This window comes from Curtobacterium sp. A7_M15 (genome assembly GCF_030705415.1).
In the GTDB taxonomy this organism is placed as follows: Bacteria; Actinomycetota; Actinomycetes; order Actinomycetales; family Microbacteriaceae; genus Curtobacterium.
Genome location: NZ_JAUZED010000042.1, coordinates 11,843 through 28,276 on the forward strand (window position 1 = coordinate 11,843; position 16,434 = coordinate 28,276).

Annotated in this window: 16 protein-coding genes and 1 pseudogene; 8 read left to right on the top strand and 9 right to left on the bottom strand. The window is 71.3% G+C overall.

The window, feature by feature from the left end:
• Positions 1 to 73: 73 nt before the first annotated feature.
• Entirely contained in the window at positions 74 to 1,531 is a 1,458-nt protein-coding gene (gene purF, locus Q7F20_RS09575) for an amidophosphoribosyltransferase (RefSeq protein WP_305739869.1), read from the bottom strand.
• 71 nt (positions 1,532 to 1,602) lie between these two features.
• Between purF and purM the strand changes: the two genes are divergently transcribed.
• The 3 genes and pseudogenes from purM (at position 1,603) to Q7F20_RS09585 (ending at position 4,882) form a co-directional block, all read left to right on the top strand.
• A complete protein-coding gene (purM, locus tag Q7F20_RS09580; RefSeq protein WP_305739870.1) occupies positions 1,603 to 2,697 on the top strand; it encodes a phosphoribosylformylglycinamidine cyclo-ligase in 1,095 nt (364 codons plus the stop codon).
• A gap of 39 nt (positions 2,698 to 2,736) precedes the next feature.
• Positions 2,737 to 3,447, top strand: a pseudogene (locus Q7F20_RS18690) (acyltransferase family protein); the annotation flags it as partial.
• Positions 3,448 to 3,484: 37 nt separating this feature from the next.
• Positions 3,485 to 4,882, top strand: a complete 1,398-nt coding sequence (locus Q7F20_RS09585; RefSeq protein ID WP_305739871.1) for an acyltransferase family protein — start codon at positions 3,485 to 3,487, stop codon at positions 4,880 to 4,882.
• 87 nt (positions 4,883 to 4,969) lie between these two features.
• Here the strand turns inward: Q7F20_RS09585 and Q7F20_RS09590 are convergent, their stop codons facing one another.
• Positions 4,970 to 5,188 carry a DUF3073 domain-containing protein gene (locus Q7F20_RS09590; RefSeq protein WP_305739872.1) on the bottom strand — a complete coding sequence of 73 codons (219 nt, stop codon included), beginning with the start codon at positions 5,186 to 5,188 and terminating at the stop codon, positions 4,970 to 4,972.
• A 158-nt stretch (positions 5,189 to 5,346) separates the two neighbouring features.
• On the opposite strand from Q7F20_RS09590, the gene Q7F20_RS09595 reads away from it, so the two are divergent.
• Entirely contained in the window at positions 5,347 to 6,510 is a 1,164-nt protein-coding gene (locus Q7F20_RS09595; protein WP_305739873.1) for an NAD(P)-binding domain-containing protein, read from the top strand.
• 47 nt (positions 6,511 to 6,557) lie between these two features.
• On the opposite strand, the gene Q7F20_RS09600 is transcribed toward Q7F20_RS09595, so the two are convergent.
• From Q7F20_RS09600 to Q7F20_RS09615, 4 genes are all read right to left on the bottom strand, one after another.
• Positions 6,558 to 6,998 (bottom strand): DoxX family protein, encoded by a 441-nt coding sequence (locus Q7F20_RS09600; protein WP_305739874.1) that lies wholly within the window; start codon positions 6,996 to 6,998, stop codon positions 6,558 to 6,560.
• A gap of 109 nt (positions 6,999 to 7,107) precedes the next feature.
• Positions 7,108 to 7,362: a DUF3072 domain-containing protein gene (locus Q7F20_RS09605; RefSeq protein ID WP_305739875.1), complete on the bottom strand. Its 255-nt coding sequence runs from the start codon at positions 7,360 to 7,362 to the stop codon at positions 7,108 to 7,110.
• Between the two features lie 99 nt (positions 7,363 to 7,461).
• Positions 7,462 to 8,199 (bottom strand): hypothetical protein, encoded by a 738-nt coding sequence (locus tag Q7F20_RS09610; protein WP_305739876.1) that lies wholly within the window; start codon positions 8,197 to 8,199, stop codon positions 7,462 to 7,464.
• Between the two features lie 11 nt (positions 8,200 to 8,210).
• A complete protein-coding gene (locus Q7F20_RS09615; protein ID WP_305739877.1) occupies positions 8,211 to 10,421 on the bottom strand; it encodes an APC family permease in 2,211 nt (736 codons plus the stop codon).
• 130 nt (positions 10,422 to 10,551) lie between these two features.
• On the opposite strand from Q7F20_RS09615, the gene Q7F20_RS09620 reads away from it, so the two are divergent.
• A complete protein-coding gene (locus tag Q7F20_RS09620) occupies positions 10,552 to 11,025 on the top strand; it encodes a MerR family transcriptional regulator (protein WP_305739878.1) in 474 nt (157 codons plus the stop codon).
• A 73-nt stretch (positions 11,026 to 11,098) separates the two neighbouring features.
• Here the strand turns inward: Q7F20_RS09620 and Q7F20_RS09625 are convergent, their stop codons facing one another.
• From Q7F20_RS09625 to Q7F20_RS09635, 3 genes are all read right to left on the bottom strand, one after another.
• Complete coding sequence (locus Q7F20_RS09625) at positions 11,099 to 11,680, bottom strand: PadR family transcriptional regulator (protein ID WP_305739879.1); 582 nt, start codon at positions 11,678 to 11,680, stop codon at positions 11,099 to 11,101.
• Positions 11,677 to 12,546, bottom strand: coding sequence for a DUF4097 family beta strand repeat-containing protein (locus Q7F20_RS09630; RefSeq protein ID WP_305739880.1), 870 nt, complete (start codon positions 12,544 to 12,546; stop codon positions 11,677 to 11,679). The genes Q7F20_RS09625 and Q7F20_RS09630 overlap by 4 nt, the downstream gene beginning before the upstream one ends.
• A 76-nt stretch (positions 12,547 to 12,622) precedes the next feature.
• On the bottom strand, positions 12,623 to 13,288 hold the full coding sequence (locus Q7F20_RS09635; protein ID WP_305739881.1) for a YitT family protein: 666 nt from the start codon (positions 13,286 to 13,288) through the stop codon (positions 12,623 to 12,625).
• Positions 13,289 to 13,348: 60 nt separating this feature from the next.
• On the opposite strand from Q7F20_RS09635, the gene Q7F20_RS09640 reads away from it, so the two are divergent.
• The 3 genes from Q7F20_RS09640 to Q7F20_RS09650 all read left to right on the top strand — a co-directional run.
• Complete coding sequence (locus tag Q7F20_RS09640; RefSeq protein ID WP_305739882.1) at positions 13,349 to 14,800, top strand: PLP-dependent aminotransferase family protein; 1,452 nt, start codon at positions 13,349 to 13,351, stop codon at positions 14,798 to 14,800.
• 107 nt (positions 14,801 to 14,907) lie between these two features.
• Positions 14,908 to 15,573, top strand: a complete 666-nt coding sequence (locus tag Q7F20_RS09645; RefSeq protein ID WP_305739883.1) for a DUF6518 family protein — start codon at positions 14,908 to 14,910, stop codon at positions 15,571 to 15,573.
• Between the two features lie 33 nt (positions 15,574 to 15,606).
• Positions 15,607 to 16,434, top strand: an 828-nt coding sequence (locus Q7F20_RS09650) for an efflux RND transporter permease subunit (RefSeq protein WP_305739884.1), incomplete at its 3' end; no start/stop codon positions are given.

A 16,434-nucleotide genomic window follows, 5' to 3' on the forward strand; every position in this document is an offset into this window, starting at 1 on the left:
CGGGGCGGGGGGGCGCCGCGCCCCCCCCCCCCCGCGCCTCCCGTCCGTGACGTGGTCGCGTCGCGACCGTCACTCAGCTGAGCTGGTTGGCCTCGACCCAGGACAGGTACTCCGGCGTGACCGTCCCGGTGACGTACTCGCCCGTGAAGCAGCTCATCTCGAGGTCCGTGACGTCGGACCCCTCGATGATCGCGTCGCGCATGTCGCCGATCTCCTGGTAGATCAGGTGGTCGCTGCCGAGCACCTTGTTGATCTCGGGGATCTTCCGGTCGTGCGCGATGAGCTCCGCGCGGGTCGGCATGTTGATGCCGTAAACGTGCGGGTACCGGACAGGCGGCGCGGCGCTCGTGAACGTGACCTCGTTCGCTCCGGCGGCCCGGGCCATCTCGACGATCTCGCGGCTCGTGGTGCCGCGCACGATCGAGTCGTCGACGATGAGGATGTTCTTGCCCTTGAACTCGGACGACATGGCGTTGAGCTTCTGGCGCACGGACCGCTTGCGCTCCGCCTGCCCGGGCATGATGAACGTGCGGCCGACGTAGCGGTTCTTGTAGAAGCCCTCGCGGTACTCGATGCCGAGCTTCTGGGCGACCTGCATCGCGGCCGGGCGGCTCGAATCCGGGATCGGCATCACCACGTCGATGTCGCCCGTGGGGGCGTACTGCGCGATCGTGTCCGCCAGACGGTTGCCGAGCCGGAGCCGGGCGTCGTACACCGAGATGCCGTTCATCACGGAGTCGGGACGGGCGAGGTAGACGTACTCGAACGAGCACGGCACCAGGCGCGGGTTCTTCGCGCACTGGCGGGCGTGCATCTGCCCGTCCATCTCGATGAAGACCGCTTCGCCGGGGGCGATGTCGCGGACGATCTCGTAGCCGCCGGACTCGAGGACGAGGGACTCGCTCGCGACGACCCACTCCGGCTTGCCGGCCTCGTCGAACTTGTGACCGAGGATGAGGGGGCGGATGCCGAACGGGTCGCGGAACGCGAGCAGACCGTGCCCGGCGATCGTGGCGATGGCCGCGTACGAGCCCTCGACGCGCTCGTGCACGCGCTCGACCGCGTCGAACACCTGCCCGGGGTCGAGGTCCTTGCCGCGCACCTGGCCCTGGAGCTCGTGCGCGAGCACGTTCACCAGCAGCTCGGTGTCGCTCGACGTGTTGAGGTGACGGCGGTCGATGTCGAACAGCTCGCGCGTGAGCTCCCGCGTGTTCGTCAGGTTCCCGTTGTGCACGAGGACGATGCCGTAGGGCGCGTTCACGTAGAACGGCTGGGCCTCTTCCTCGTTGCTGGCGGCACCCTTGGTGGCGTACCGGACGTGCCCGAGACCCATGGTCCCCAGCAGGGCGCGCATGTCACGGGTGCGGAAGGACTCCCGCACGTGACCGCGGGTCTTGTGCATGTGGTGGATGTGACCCTCGACCGTGGCGATGCCCGTCGAGTCCTGTCCTCGGTGCTGCAGGAGGAGCAGTGCGTCGTAGATGGATTGGTTGGCGGGGCCCTGTGCAACGAGGCCGACGATGCCGCACATTCGCGGGTGTGCTCCAGACCGTAGAATCGGGGGGACCGAACAAGTCTGCCATGCCCCGCGGAGGACTACGCATGCCCAACCCGTACGCAGAGGCCGGTGTCGACACCGCCGCCGGTGACCTGGCCGTCGAACTCATGAAGTCCGCCGTGTCGGCCACCCACAACGCCTCGGTGCTGGGCGGGGTCGGCGGGTTCGCCGGACTGTACGACGTCTCGTTCTTGAAGGACTTCTCACGGCCGCTCCTCGCGACCTCCACCGACGGCGTCGGGACGAAGGTCGCCATCGCGCAGGCGATCGACAAGCACGACACGATCGGGCAGGACCTCGTCGGCATGGTCGTCGACGACATCGTCGTGGTCGGTGCCAAGCCGTTGTTCATGACGGACTACATCGCCTGCGGCCGAGTCGTTCCCGGGCGCATCGCGGACATCGTCTCCGGTATCGCCCGCGGCTGCGCCGAGACGGGCACCGCCCTGGTCGGTGGCGAGACCGCCGAGCACCCCGGGTTGCTCGGACCGGACGACTACGACGTCGCCGGTGCCGCGGTCGGCGCGGTCGAGGCGTCCGACGTCCTCGGTGCCGACCGGGTCGAGGACGGCGACGTCGTCGTCGCGATCGCGTCCTCCGGACTGCACTCGAACGGGTACTCGCTCGTCCGGCACATCCTGGCCTCGCGCGGGGTCGCGTACACGGACTCCCTGCCCGAGCTCGGCGGGCTCGTGGGCGAAGCGCTGCTCGAGCCGACCCGCCTGTACACGACGCCGCTGCTGTCCGTGATCGAGCAGCACCCGGGCGCCGTGCACTCGCTGTCGCACGTCACGGGCGGTGGCATCGCGGCGAACCTGGCGCGTGTGCTGCCCGTCGGCTCCTGGGTCGAGGTCGATCGCTCCACGTGGGAACCGCTGCCGGTGTTCCGTGTCCTCGCCGACATGGCCGGCACGCCGGTGGAGGACACCGAGGGCACCTGGAACCTCGGGATCGGCATGTTCGCGGTGGTGTCGGCCGGGGCGGCGTCGGACGTCATCGCGTCGCTCGGCACCGCGGGGCTGCCGTCGTGGGCGGTCGGGACGATCTCGACCTCGGCGCGGGACCTGAGCGGCTTCGAGCAGGGCGCGAAGGGCGTCGACGGCGGTGCGGTGCGACTCGTCGGCACGTTCCGCGGATGACATTTGTAATGTGAAATACACATAACGTATGCTTGGTGCATGCAGTGCACCCAGCATGCCTTCCGTCGGGACATCGAGGGGCTCCGCGCCTGGGCGGTCATCGGCGTGGTCGTCTTCCACCTGTTCGGGGTCCCGTTCGGCGGTGTCGCCGGAGTCGACGTCTTCTTCGTCATCTCGGGGTTCCTGATCACCGGGTCGCTCCTGCGCGAGTACGAGCGCACGGGACGCATCTCGTTCGTCGCGTTCGCTCTCCGTCGTGTGCAGCGTCTCCTCCCGGCCGCGGTCCCCGTCCTCGTGGTCACCGTGATCGCCGCGTTCTTCGTCTGGTTCCTCCCGCGCGCGGTCGAAGTGACGCTCGACGGCCTCGCGGCGGCGACCTCGGTGGCGAACTGGCACTTCGCACTGCGCACCACCGACTACTTCAGCGACGAGTCGAGCGCCTCACCGCTGCAACACTTCTGGTCGCTGTCGGTCGAGGAGCAGTTCTACGCGATCTGGCCGGTCGTCGTCCTGGTCGCGCTCGCGGTCGGCGCCCGTCTGTCGGGGCCGTTCGCGCGACGTGCTGGGGTCCTCGGAGTCGCTACCGCGGTCATCGTGGGCGGACTGGTGTACGCGTTGTGGCAGACAGACTCGAACCCCGATCGGGCGTACTTCGACACCATCGCGCGGAGCTGGGAGCTCGGGTTCGGGGCGCTCGCCGCGGTGGGCCTGCCCTGGCTGCAGCGCGTCCCTCGACGGGTCGCGGTCGTGCTCAGCGCGCTCGGGCTGGGGGGGCATCCTCGTTGCCGTGCTCGCCACCGATCCCGACGTCGCCTTCCCGGCGCCCGGTGCGCTCCCCGCCGTGCTCGGCGCGACACTCGTCGTCGCATTCGGATGGTCGATCGGCGGCCGCGGCCCGCTCGCGTGGGCGATCGTGAGCGCCCCGCTCCGGGTGATCGGCCGGCTGTCGTACTCGATCTACCTCTGGCACTTCCCGGTGGACGTCTCCCTGCGCGCGATCCTCGGCGAAGGAGCGCCCACGGCCGTCGTCGCCCTGCTGACGACGCTGCTCCTCGCGTGGGCGTCGTACCGATTCGTGGAGGCCCCGACGCTCCGGTGGGCATGGCCGACGACGGCGGCGGCCGGCTGGCTTCGGCGCGCTCCCGACCTGCGTCGTCGCGCCGTCGAGGGAGTCGTCGCGGCAACGGTCGTCGCGCTGCTCGTCGGGGTGGTGGGGGCGCAACGGCTGCCCGACCTGCAGTACCCGGGCGGCGTCCTCCAGGCGATCGGTGTCTCGTCCGGGACGCCGGTGGCGGCGTCCGCGGGTCTCCCATCGACGGATGCGGCGCAGCGAGCGGTCCGGGAAGCTCTCGCTCGGCGATCCTGGCCGGAGCCCGTCGTGTCACAGCTGGACCGGACCGTCGCCGACATCGAGCGAGACCTCCGCAGGTGCCTGAACCTGATCGATTCCGATCTGTCGGACGCTCGCTCGTGCACGGCCGGCCCCGCGGAGGCGGAACGGGTCGCGGTCGTCGTCGGCGACTCGATCGCGGCTGCGTACTCGCCTGCCGTCGAAGCAGCGCTCGTGCCGCTTGGGTGGCGCGTCGAGACGATGGCCTTCGCCGGCTGCTCGGTGCTGGGTCGAGCCGATGATCCGCACGGCGACGATCGTGAGGCCGCGAGAGCCCGATCCTGCGGGCTCGCGCGCGATCGCATGGTCCGGTTCGCCGAAGCGCAGCGTTCCGACCTGGTGATCGCATCGGCGTCCGTGCAAGCGTTCGCTCGGGACGTGCCGGTGCGGGTCCGTGCCGATCGGTGGCAGCAGAGCACCGCCGCAGGGCTCGCTGAACTCGCCGCGCCCGGCCGTACCGTCGTCAGCCTCACCGCACCGCCGAACCGTGAGCGGATCACGTCGTGTGCGATCCGCTCGGCCGGACCGTCATCGTGCGAGAGCGATGCGTCCGGTGGCCCGAACACGGACCGCGAAGTGAAGATCGCCGCCGAAGGGGCTGCGATCGCCGACGTCGCTGCGCGGGGGGCCGTCGTCCACCAGCTGGACGTGACCGACTGGTTCTGCACTGATGGTCGGTGCCCGGCGATCATCGACGACCTGGTCGTGATGTACGACGAGAAGCACATCGTCCCTGCACTGTCCGCCGCGCTCGCGGGCCCGATGCGCGAGGTACTGAGCCCCTACCTGCGGTGATCGCGGCCGGTGATCGTGGAGAGCCCGTGCGCACGACGAAACGCCGCGCTGCCCCGAAGGGTGCGCGGCGTCTTCATCGAGCCTGGGTCAGGCGGACTTGTTCTGGTCCTGCTGTGGTTCGAACTCGTCGTCTTCGAGCTGGTCATCCCCGTATTGGTCTGCCCAGCGGTCGACGTAGGAGTTCTCGTCCGAGTGCTGCCCGGCGGAGAGCTCGCGTTCGAGCGCACCGTAGTTCGTCTCCGGGCTGAAGTACTTCAGTTCCCGGGCGACCTTGGTGTGCTTCGCCTTCTGACGGCCGCGCCCCATGCGTGACCCCCTCGTGATCGGCTCTGGTCCGGTCCTGGCGGATGAGGAGTCACCCGGGGAACCGAACGGTTTCGTGGTTTGAAATCTGCCGATCACTCTACCATGTACCCCGATCTGGACGTCGCCGCGACGGCCCCGCCCACAGCAGAATCGAAGTGATGACAGACGACGCGCAGGCCCCGGTCGATCAGCAGGCACGGGTCGTGGTGATCGGCGCGGGTCAGGCCGGTCTCTCGGTGGGATACCACCTCCGCCGGCTCGGGCTCGTGCCCGGGAGCGATCTGGTGCTGCTCGACCGGGCCCCGAGCACGGGTGGGGCCTGGCAGTTCCGGTGGGAGGCCCTCCGTCTCGGCACCGCCCACCGCGTGCACGATCTGCCCGGGATGAACGCCATGGGACTCCGGTTCGAGGACGCCGACCGGTCGCGGCCGGCGCGGGACGTCGTCGGCGAGTACTACCGGCGCTTCGAGCAGCACTACGACCTGCGGGTCCGTCGTCCGGTGTCGGTGTCGTCCGTGTCGCGCATCGGGGAGCGCTCCGGCGCGTCCCGGGGCCTGTGCGTCACCGTCCGGGCCGCTGACGGAACGACGAGCCGGATCGGTGCCGAGGTCGTGGTGAACGCCTCGGGGACCTGGGGCACACCGTTCGTCCCGTGGTACCCGGGGCGGGACGTGTTCCGCGGACGGCAGCTCGACACGACGGAGTACCGGAGCGCCGCCGAGTTCACCGGTCAGGACGTGGTCGTGGTCGGCGGCGGCACGAGCGCCATCGGGTTCCTGCTCGAGCTCGAGGGCGTGGCTGCCCGGACGAGGTGGTTCACCCGGCGACCGGTGGTGTGGTCGGAGTCCGATGCACTCGACCTCGAGTCCGCGGTGGCGGCGGTCGACGAGCAGGACCGCGCTGCACGGGCGGGGGAGACCCTGCCGAGCATCGTCTCCGGGACCGGTGTCCCCGTGTCACGCCGGATCCGCGCCGGGCTCGACCGGGGTGTGCTGCGGGACTCGCCGATGTTCGCGCGGCTCGACGAGACCGGCGTGGTCACCGCGGACGGCGAGCACGTGCACGCCGACGCGGTGATCTGGGCGACGGGGTTCCGAGCGGACCTGCGGCACCTCGCGCCGTTGCACCTGCGGACGGCAGCCGGGGGCATCGTGGTCGAGGACGGTCGGTCGGTCGAGGAGCCGCGGTTGTTCCTCGCGGGGTACGGGCCGCAGGCGTCGACCATCGGGGCGAACCGCGCCGGTCGGCTCATCGCGCGACAGGTCATGGACGTGCTCGCGCGCGACGACGCCGGTGCGGTGCCGACGGTCGGGTCCGACTGACCTCGCACACTGGCGGTCCAGCCGGCACGCACCACCGCCGGCGCGCGTCAGGCGGGGAGTGGTTCCTCGACACCGCGGCGTCGGCGGGAGGACCGCAGGAACAGCGCGTCGAGCGAGAACCGGCCCGGACCGGTCAGCGCCACCGCGAGGGACGCCACCGCGAGCACGAGCACGTACTCGAAGCCGCCGTCCTGCGAGTAGAACCCGGCGGACGCGTGCGCGAGCAGGCCGGCCACGACCATGTCGACGGCGAGCAACACGCCCACGACCCTGGTGGCGACGCCGAGCACGAGGAACACCCCGCCGACGAGTTCGAGCCCGGCGACGAGCGGGGCTGCGATCTCTGCGGTGGGGACACCCATGCCCGAGAAGCCCTGGGACACGGAGCCGATGCCCTGCGCGAACTTCTGGGCGCCGTGCGCGATGAACACCACGCCGAGGACGATGCGGAGCGCGGTCAGGCCGATGGAGGTCGATGTCGTTCGCATGCCGACGAAGCTAACCGGTGACGCGTCACCAGCACCCCCGTCCGGGGGGACTTCCCGGACATCACCAGAACATGCCCAGGCCCCGGTCCGCAGAAGCGCGGACCGACGCTCAGGAGTCGGCGCCGCGACCGGTCTGCTGCTGGAGGCGGTCGATGTGCTCAGAGGCCTCGGCCTTGGTGAGGTCGGCGGGGAGTTCCTCGCCGGCCTCGCGTGCGAGGGTGTCGAGGTAGCTGCGCTGGGGTCCGGTCATGGGCTCGTCGCCGGTCACCCACTGCTCGGGGTCCTTGCTGGCGGTCGTCGAGGGGTCGGGTCGCTCGCCACCGAGGGTGTCGGGCTGGTCGTTCGTCGGGTCTGCGTCACTCATGGCGTGGACGCTACGCCGCGCCCCCGACCGGAACCCAACGGTGGCGTCCCCCGGACACCGCAGACCGAACAAGGCGACCGGCAACCTCCCGCCGCCGACTCAGCACGGGACAGCGGTGTACCGGACCAGGTCCGGCCCGACCGAGCTCACCGCGATCGGGACCGACCGGTCCTCGCGGCGGATCCAGATCGTGGCCGCGCGCTCGTCGATCCGCTCGACCTCGTGCAGGGTGCCGTCGAGCAGGACGGCAGCGCTCACCGTGACGTCGCCGGTGCTCGCGCGTGGCGGGAGCCCCACGACGTCGTCGCCGAAGGCCGGGTGCCGACCGGGCGACAGGAACGGCGAGACCGGGGCGGTCACGATCTCGAGGCCCTCGTCGACGGCACGTACGGCCACGAGCCGGACGGCCTGGTCGGTGGGGAGGGGCACGTCGACGACCGGGGCGTCCGCGGAACCCGCCAGTGCGCGGAAGGCGGGCCGACCGTCGGGGGCGAGCCGCGCCTCCAGTCCGTCGATCCGGACCCGGCCGCGACCGCGCGAATCCGCGTACGTACCGGGTTCGATGCCGGAGCGTCGCGCCTCGATCCGCGAGACCACGACGCGGTCCGGGCGGTACCAGTCGCGGAGCGTGGCCGGGTCGACCCAGCCGATGCGGTGCGTGGCGTCCTCGGCCGCCCGCTCGTCCAGCGCGCCGAGGGGATGCGGGCCGCGGACCGCGACGAGTCCCTCGTGCGGGCCGCCCGGCGCCGGCTGGTGGTCGAGCACCTCGACGCGCTTCGAGACCTTGCCGCCGTGACCGTCGAACGTCGCGAACGTGCGCAGGTCGGAGATCGTCATGACGACAGATGCTACGACGAGCGACCGTCGCCGCGTGGAGCCGAGGGGACGAGCACGCGCATCTCGCCCGTGCACTGGGCCGGGTCGACGCCCTCGGCCGGGCCGGCAGGCCGGGTCGCCCGACGCGGCTGCAGGCTGTTCCGCTGGGCGGACCGGAGCAGGCGATCGTGCTCGTCGTGCTGGAAGACGCCGTGCGGGGAACGGCGGAGTGCCGGGCGGATCGGCTCACCGCGGCGCTCCTGGCCGGGGAGCGGACGGGAACGCCGGCCGTACAGGAGTTCCGAGGAGTCGAGCAGCCATGGCACGAGGGCGACGGTCACGCCGTGCACGAGCAACAGCTTCTTCCGGATGCGGCGTCCGCGGTGGTTGTGCAGGAGGGTCTCCCACCAGTGCCCCACGACGAAGATCGGCGTGTAGACGGTGACGACCTCGGACCCGTGCTCCATCCGGTGCGCCTTGATGTACGTGATGAGCGGCATCGAGATGTCGCGGTAGGGGCTCGGCACGATGGTCAGCGGGACCTCGATGCCGTACTCCTCCCACTGGGCGCGGAGCCTGGCGGCGTCGGCGTCGTCGATCGCGACGTGCACGGCCTCGAAGCTCGCGTGCTTCGCGGCGATCGCGTAGTCGAGGGCCTTGAGCACCGGCTTCTGCAGCTTGTTGACGAGGACGATGGCGTGGTCGCCGGTCGCACCGAACTGGGTCTGGTCGTCGGCCTCGATCTCGTGCGAGACGTCGCGGTAGTACCGGTTCACGCCGAGCATGAGCACGAACAGGATCGGCATGATGAGGAACACGAGCCACGCGCCGTGCGTGAACTTCGTGATCGTGACGATGACGAGGACGACGAAGGTGAAGGTGGCACCCGTCGCGTTGATCGCGCGCGATCGGATGACCTGGCCGCGGTTGACCGGCTCGGCGGCCGTCCCGGCGCGGTCCGCTCGGAGCAGCCGCGTCCAGTGCACGATCATCCCGGTCTGCCCGAGCGTGAACGACACGAACACACCGATGATGTAGAGCTGGATGAGGCTCGTGACGTTCGCCCGGTACACGATCAGCAGCGCCGCCGCGACGAGGGCGAGGACGATCACGCCGTTGGAGTAGATTAGCCGGTCACCGCGGGTCGACAGGGCCTTCGGAGCGTACGAGTCACGCGCGAGGATCGATCCGAGCAGCGGGAACCCGTTGAACGCCGTGTTGGCGGCGAGCAGCAGGACGGCAGCGGTGGTCGCCTGGATCACGAAGAAGAGGATCGTGTTGTCCCCGAACGTCGCGGCTGCGATCTGGGCGATCAGGGAGCGCTGCGGCGTCGTGGTGCACTGCGCGAAGCCCTGCAGGTCGCACGCGCTCTCGGCGTAGTGCACGCGGGAGATGAGGGCGAGCGTGATGAGCCCGACGAACAGCACGATCGCGATCGACCCCATCAGCACGAGGGTCATCTGCGCGTTCTTGATCTTCGGTCGCCGGAACGCTTGGACGCCGTTCGCGATCGCCTCGACGCCGGTCAGCGCCGAGCAGCCCGACGCGAACGCGCGGAGGAGCAGCAGCACGAAGGCGGCCTGCGTCGTGTGCTCGACGTTCTGCACGGTGTAGGCGGCGGACTCCGCGACGGGCGCGTTGCCGAGCGCGGCCCGGACGAGCCCGACCACGACCATCACGAACACGCTGCCGACGAACAGGTAGGTCGGGACGGCGAACGCCTTGCTCGACTCGCGGACACCTCGGAGGTTCGCGGCGGCGAGCAGCACGACGAACACGAGGGCGAGCTCGACCCGGAACTCGTTGAGGAACGGCAGCGCGGAGATGATGTTGTCCACACCCGAGGCGACCGAGACCGCGACGGTCATGACGTAGTCGACGAGCAGGGCGGAGGCCACCACGAGCCCCGCCTTCTCGCCGAGGTTCCGGTGTGCCACCTCGTAGTCGCCGCCGCCGGACGGGTAGGCCTTGATGAGCTGCCGGTAGGACGCGACGACGACGACGAGGAGGAGCACGACGAGGGCGGCGACCCACGGCGCGAACGTCAGGAACGCCATCCCGCCGAGCAGCAGGATCATGAGGAGCTCCTGCGGCGCGTACGCCACGGAGGACAGCGGGTCACTCGCGAAGATGGGCAGTGCCAGGTGCTTCGGGAGGAGCTGTCCCTCGAGCTTCTCGGAGGGGAGGGGATCCCCGATCAGTCGTGCTTTCAACGACCGGATCTCGTTCGTCACGAGCGGCAAACCTACTCATTTCCGGGCGCGAGTCAACACGGCCGACCCCGGGGGTATTCCCGGTCCGTGCCGGGTCGGGGCAGATGCACCCCGGAAACACCTTGCGGTTGACGCAGCGTCAACCTCTACCGTGGTCTGCATGAGCGATCCGACAGACACGGCGGCCGCAGCTGCGAAAGCACCGCACGGCATCGCCGACGTGGCGCGTTCCGCCGGTGTGTCGAGCCGCACACTCCGGCACTACGACGCGATCGGCCTGCTGCCCGCGACCGCGATCGGCGAGGGCGGAGTCCGACGCTACGACGACCGCGCGCTGGTCCGGTTGCAACGGATCCTCCTGCTGCGCGGACTCGGCCTCGGACTGGCCGACGTCGGCCGGGTCCTCGACGGGGAGCAGGACGACGTCACGGCCCTCACGGCGCACGTCTCGTGGCTCGAGCGCGAGCGCGACCGGCTCGCGCGGCAGCTCGCAGCCGTGCGCACCACCATCACGAGGATCGAGGAAGGACGGGACATGCACACCACCGACACGTTCGACGGGTTCGACCAGACGCGCTTCCGTCAGGAGGTCGAGGACCGCTGGGGGCCGGCGGCCGAGGGCCCCGGCCGGTAGCTCGCGTCCGAACGGGAGCCACCGGACGGGGGCCCGGAGGCGCGGGTCGTCACCGCCTGTCGGCCGCCGGTCGTCACAGGGACTTGCGCAGCGCCTCCAGGCCGTCGCGCAGTCGCGTGACCGTGTCCGCACCGAGGGTGCCGCGGGTCGCCCGCCGGCGGAGGTCCGCGCGGACCTGCTGTCGGAACGACGACAGGACCATCTCGACCTCACGCAGGGCACCGGCGCCCTCGGAGGGGACGTCGACCGGCTCGTCGGTCGTCGAGCCGCGCGGGGCCTGTGCGCTCGCGGCGAGGTCGGCGCGGAGGGACCGCATCGCCTCGCCCACCGAGGCGCGGACCCCGTCGGCGAGTGACTTCACCGAGTCGTTGACCCCGTTCTCGACCGCGGCGATCTCGTCGGCACGGGCGTCGAGCTCGGCCCGGCCGGCGTCGGTGATGGCGTAGACGGTCTTCCGGCCGTCGGCGGACTTCGTGACGAGCCCCTCTTCCTCGAGCTTGGCGAGCCGTGGGTACACGGTTCCCGCGCTCGGGACGTACGTGCCCCCGAAGCGGTCACCGAGGGCCTGGATGACCTCGTACCCGTGCATCGGGTGGTCGGCCAGCAGGACGAGCAGGTAGAGGCGCAGGTGGCCGTGCGCGAAGACGGGGCTCATTCGGGCACCTCGCCGTCGTTCACCGGGGCCGCCGGCGTGGTCGGAGTCGTCGGTGTCGTCGGTTCCGCGACCGGTGGGGCATGGAGCACCGCGATGTCGCCGGAGACCGAGTTCACCTTGAGGTCGAGCCACTGCCCGGACAGCTCGCCGCCCTGCTTGACGTAGGAGCCCCGTACGCCGCGGATCTCCGAGTCGTCGAACTGCAGCGTGCCCGAGGCGGTGCTGACGGTGCACCGGTAGGGGACCCCGTCCTCGAGTCGGACGCTCACCGAGCCGGACACCGTGTTGACCCGGGCCTGGTCGGGCGTGCCGTGCAGGTCGAGCACGACGTCCGCGTTCACGCCGTCGGCCGAGAAGCGCGGGATCGCGCCCGTCGCCACGACGTCGCCGGACACGGTGTGCACCGTCAGGGCACCGTCGAGCTCGCGGATCGTCGTCGTGCCGGACACGGCGTTCACGGTGACGTCACCCGCGACGTCGTCGACGACGACGTCGCCGGAGACGGTGTTGAGCGCGGCACCGCGGTTCGTGCCGGACAGCAGGGCGCCGGCCGAGACGACGCCGAGGGTGACGATCGCGTCGCGGGGCACGAGGACGCTGACGTCGGCGTGCGCCTTGCCGCGGAAGGACTTCAGGAACCCGATCGGGTCGTCCCACCGGATCTGGGGGTGGTCGATGGTGAGCGTGTCGCCGTCGAGCTCGATCTTCATCGGCTTGCCGGACACGCTGTGCACCTCGACGCGGGCGGTCGGCTCGTCGTGCGCGACGACGTCCACCTGCCCACCGGCGAGCCCGACGCGCAAGCGGCGGACGATCCCGGTGTCGATCACCTTCGGCTCCTCGACGAGCCACTTCTCCTGGGCCATGTTGCCTCCTCGAACTCGCGATGTATCGCGTCTGTGAGCAACACGTTATATCGCGACCTGGGCGCGCGCAAGGGCTCTAGGCGACCTCCGAGGCGGCGGCGACCCGCGCCTCCTGGACCGGTGCGACCGCACGTGTCCGCTCGGGGCTCCACGGGAACCGGCGGAAGACCGGCATGAGCGGCTGCACCATCGGACCGATCGCGAACGCGGCGATCACCGTGCCGACCCCGACGTCGCCGCCGAGGAGCCAGCCGACGATGACGACGGACACCTCGATGACCGTCCGCGCCACCCAGACCGGCCAGCCGAGGCGTTCGTGCAGACCCACCATCAGGCCGTCACGCGCCCCGGTCCCGAAGCCGGCACCGATGTAGAACGCGGTGGCGACGGCGAGGAGCAGGAGCCCGGCGACGAACAGGAGGACCCGGCCGACGAGATCGGACGGCGTCGGGACGAGCCAGAGGACCAGGTCGGCCGAGGGACCGATCGCGAGGGCGTTGAGGAGCGTCCCGATGCCCGGCTTCTGGCGGAGCGGGATCCAGAACAGCAGGATCACGCCGCTCGACACCACCGTGATGACACCGAACGACCACGGCACCACGTGCTCGAGGCCCTCGGTGAGGACGGTCCACGACGAGACCCCGATGACGGCACGGACCTGCAGTGCCGTCGAGGCACCGTAGAGGAACAGGCCGACGAAGAGTTGGACGAAGCGGAGCGTGAGGGCGGTGGAGCGGGGCATGGCTCGATCGTCGTCGTGATTGGACTGCAGGTCGAGGGCCAATTCCGCTACCGTGGTTCCGTGACCCCGGTCCTGCTCAGTGCCCGCTCCGCAGCGCTCCTCCTCACCGACTGGCGCGCCGGCACCGACGCTCCCGCGTACGAGGCGCTGTCCGACGCGCTGCGCGTGCTCGTCATCGACGGCCGGATCCCGCAGGGCGTGCGGCTGCCGGCGGAGCGGGGACTCGCCACCGCGCTGGGGGTCTCGCGGACCACCGTCGCGAACGCGTACTCCCGGCTCCGGTCCGACGGCTTCCTGGTGTCGCTCCGCGGTTCGGGCAGCGTGGTCCGGCTGCCGGCGGGGCTGATCGGCCGACCGGACCCGGAACGGCTCGGCGGGGTGGTCGACGACGACCTGCTGGACCTCCGCAAGGCCGCACTGCACGCGGCCCCGGGGATCGCCGAGGCCGTCGAGCGAGCGACGCGGCACGTGCCCGCGGCGCTCGCCGGGATCGGGTACGACACGGTCGGCGACCCCGGGCTCCGCGCGGCCATCGCCGAGCGGTACGCCGAGCGCGGCCTGCCCACCGACCCCTCCCAGATCGTCGTGACCATCGGGGCGCAGCACGCGATCGCCCTGCTCGCGCGGGTGCTCGTCCGGCGCGGGGACGCCGTCCTCGTCGAGTCCCCGACCTACCCGCACGCGCACGAGGCCTTCCGCGAGGTCGGCGGGCGACTCGTCGGCGTGCCGGTCGACGCACGGACGGGATGGGACGCCACGGCACTCGAGACCACGATGCGTCGGACTGCGCCGGCCGTCGCCTACGTCATGCCCGAGCTGCACAACCCGACCGGTGCGACGATGTCCGCGACGACCCGCGAGCTCCTCCTGTCCGTCGCTGCGTCGACCGGGACCACGGTCATCGCGGACGAGACGATGGGCGAGCTGCGGATCGAGGGTTCGCCGTCGCTGCCGCTGGCCGCGCACGACCCGTCGGGCGGCTCGGTCGTGATGATCGGCTCGGCCGACAAGGTGTTCTGGGGCGGCCTGCGGATCGGCTGGATCCGCGCCGCACCGGCGCTCCTGCAGCGGCTGCTCCTCGCCCGTCCGACGGGTGACCTCGGGACGCCCGTGCTCGACCAGTTGGTCGCGCGGGAGCTCGTCCCACGCACGGCGGCGGTCCTGGAGGCGCGGCGCGAGTACCTGCGGCAGGGTCGCGACGACGTCGTGGGCGCGTTGCGCGCGCGGCTCCCGGACTGGGACGTGCCGTCGCCGGCGGGCGGGTTGACGACGTGGGTCGGGCTCCGGCGACCGGTGTCGAGCGCACTGGTGCTCGCTGCGCGGGCCGAGGGCGTCGTGCTCGCGTCCGGCGGGGTCTTCGGGCCGGACGGCGGCTTCGAGCGGTTCCTGCGCGTGCCGTTCACGATGTCCCCGACCGACCGGGTGCGGCTCGTCGACGTGCTCGAACGGTCGTGGGCGCGGATCGGCGGCGACGCCGCTGGCGTCCGGGGGTCGCTCGCCGCGGTGGTGTGACCCGCGCCGGTGCGGTCGGCAGGGTCATCCTCGGGGGTGACGTGCCCCGGACGTTCTCGCCCTGTGGGGTGATGCGTCCGACACCCGACCACCGAGATCCTGGTCGCATGGAGACGACCATGCACGCCGGCACGCCGGTTCGCCCGGTGCCCGCCCCCGTCCATCGCGTGCCGGTGGCCGCCCGGGTCTCGATGGCGCTCACCGGGGCGCTGCTCGCCGGGGTGCTGACCTCGTTCGGGCAGGCGGTCCCCGGACTGTCCTCGCTCTCGAACTCCGCCGGACCCTGGTTCGTCGTCGCGGCAGCCCTGTGCCTGCTCGCCGGCGCGCGGTCGGGGCGCTGGGCGACGCCGGCCGCGATGGTGCTCGGGGTCGTGCTCCTCGAGCTCATGCACGTGGGCTACTGGGCCACCACGAACCTGCGCGGCTACCCGGACGTGCTGTCGATCACGAACTTCTGGGTCCTGATGGGCGTGCAGGCGGGGTTGCTCGCGGGGGCGGTCGCCGTGGCCCTCCGCTCCCGGGACGTCGGGTGGCGCGGGGCGGCGCTCGGCACGACCGCCGCGGTGCTGGTCGGTGAGGGCGTCCGGGCGCTGCTCCAGGTGGCGGACACCACCGGCCCGGTGACGTGGGTGGTCGAGATCGTCGTCGGGCTCGCCGTCGTCGCCTTCGCGGTCGTGACGGCCAGGACCCCTCTCGGTCGCATCGTGGCGCTCGGCACCGGTGTGCTCGGGACGGTGGCCGTGCTCGGCGCCTACCTGCTCCTCGCACGCTGAGTGCGTCGAGGTGCGCTCTGCGAGGATCAGGGTGTGCACCTCCTCTCGGTCTTCAGCCTCCGGAACCGGGCGCTCATCGCGCTCGTCACCGTCGTCGTCGCGGTGTTCGGCGGCATCGCGCTGACGAGCCTCAAGCAGGAGCTCATCCCGAGCGTCCAGTTCCCCCAGGTGGCCATCGTGAGTGCCTACCCGGGAGCCACGCCGGAGGTCGTGTCCAACGACGTGTCGACGAAGATCGAGCAGGCGATCCAGGTCGTGCCGAACCTCGAGTCGACCACCGCGACGTCGTCGACCGGGCAGAGCGTCGTCTCGGCGTCGTTCGACTACGGATCGAACCTCGCCAGCGCCGAGGACAAGATCCAGACCGCGGTGAACGCACTGTCGCTCCCGGACACCGTGCAGACGCAGATCGTCACGGGGTCCTTCGACGACCTGCCCGTGCTGCAGCTCGCCGTCACCGGCTCCGGCGACCAGGAACAGCTCGTCGACCGGTTGAACGCCACGGCGATCCCCGACATCGAGAAGCTCGACGGGGTGCGGCAGGCGGACGTCTTCGGCAACCCCGGTCGTCGCGTGGTCATCACCCCGGACACGGACGAGCTGGCGGCGCGCGGCCTCACCACCCAGTCCATCGCCGACGCGCTCGACGACAACGGGACGCTCGTGCCCGGCGGCACGATCACACAGGACGGCACGACCCTGTCGGTGCAGACGGGGGAGCGGATCGCCTCGATCAAGGACATCGAGGGGCTGCCGTTGACCGCCGCGTCGAGCGGCGGGACGTCGTCCGACAGCTCGGACTCCGGCGGGGCGGGCGCGACCGGCGGGGCGGGCGCGACCGGCGGGGCGGGCGCGACCGGC

Coding starts and splice junctions, on each gene's coding strand:
- purF (WP_305739869.1), bottom strand. CDS start 1,531: ATGTGCGGCATCGTCGGCCTCGTTGCACAGGGCCCCGCCAACCAATCC.
- Q7F20_RS09595 (WP_305739873.1), top strand. CDS start 5,347: ATGACAGACGACGCGCAGGCCCCGGTCGATCAGCAGGCACGGGTCGTG.
- Q7F20_RS09645 (WP_305739883.1), top strand. CDS start 14,908: ATGGAGACGACCATGCACGCCGGCACGCCGGTTCGCCCGGTGCCCGCC.
- Q7F20_RS09625 (WP_305739879.1), bottom strand. CDS start 11,680: ATGAGCCCCGTCTTCGCGCACGGCCACCTGCGCCTCTACCTGCTCGTC.
- Q7F20_RS09630 (WP_305739880.1), bottom strand. CDS start 12,546: ATGGCCCAGGAGAAGTGGCTCGTCGAGGAGCCGAAGGTGATCGACACC.
- Q7F20_RS09620 (WP_305739878.1), top strand. CDS start 10,552: ATGAGCGATCCGACAGACACGGCGGCCGCAGCTGCGAAAGCACCGCAC.
- Q7F20_RS09605 (WP_305739875.1), bottom strand. CDS start 7,362: ATGAGTGACGCAGACCCGACGAACGACCAGCCCGACACCCTCGGTGGC.
- Q7F20_RS09590 (WP_305739872.1), bottom strand. CDS start 5,188: ATGGGGCGCGGCCGTCAGAAGGCGAAGCACACCAAGGTCGCCCGGGAA.
- Q7F20_RS09610 (WP_305739876.1), bottom strand. CDS start 8,199: ATGACGATCTCCGACCTGCGCACGTTCGCGACGTTCGACGGTCACGGC.
- Q7F20_RS09635 (WP_305739881.1), bottom strand. CDS start 13,288: ATGCCCCGCTCCACCGCCCTCACGCTCCGCTTCGTCCAACTCTTCGTC.
- Q7F20_RS09600 (WP_305739874.1), bottom strand. CDS start 6,998: ATGCGAACGACATCGACCTCCATCGGCCTGACCGCGCTCCGCATCGTC.
- purM (WP_305739870.1), top strand. CDS start 1,603: ATGCCCAACCCGTACGCAGAGGCCGGTGTCGACACCGCCGCCGGTGAC.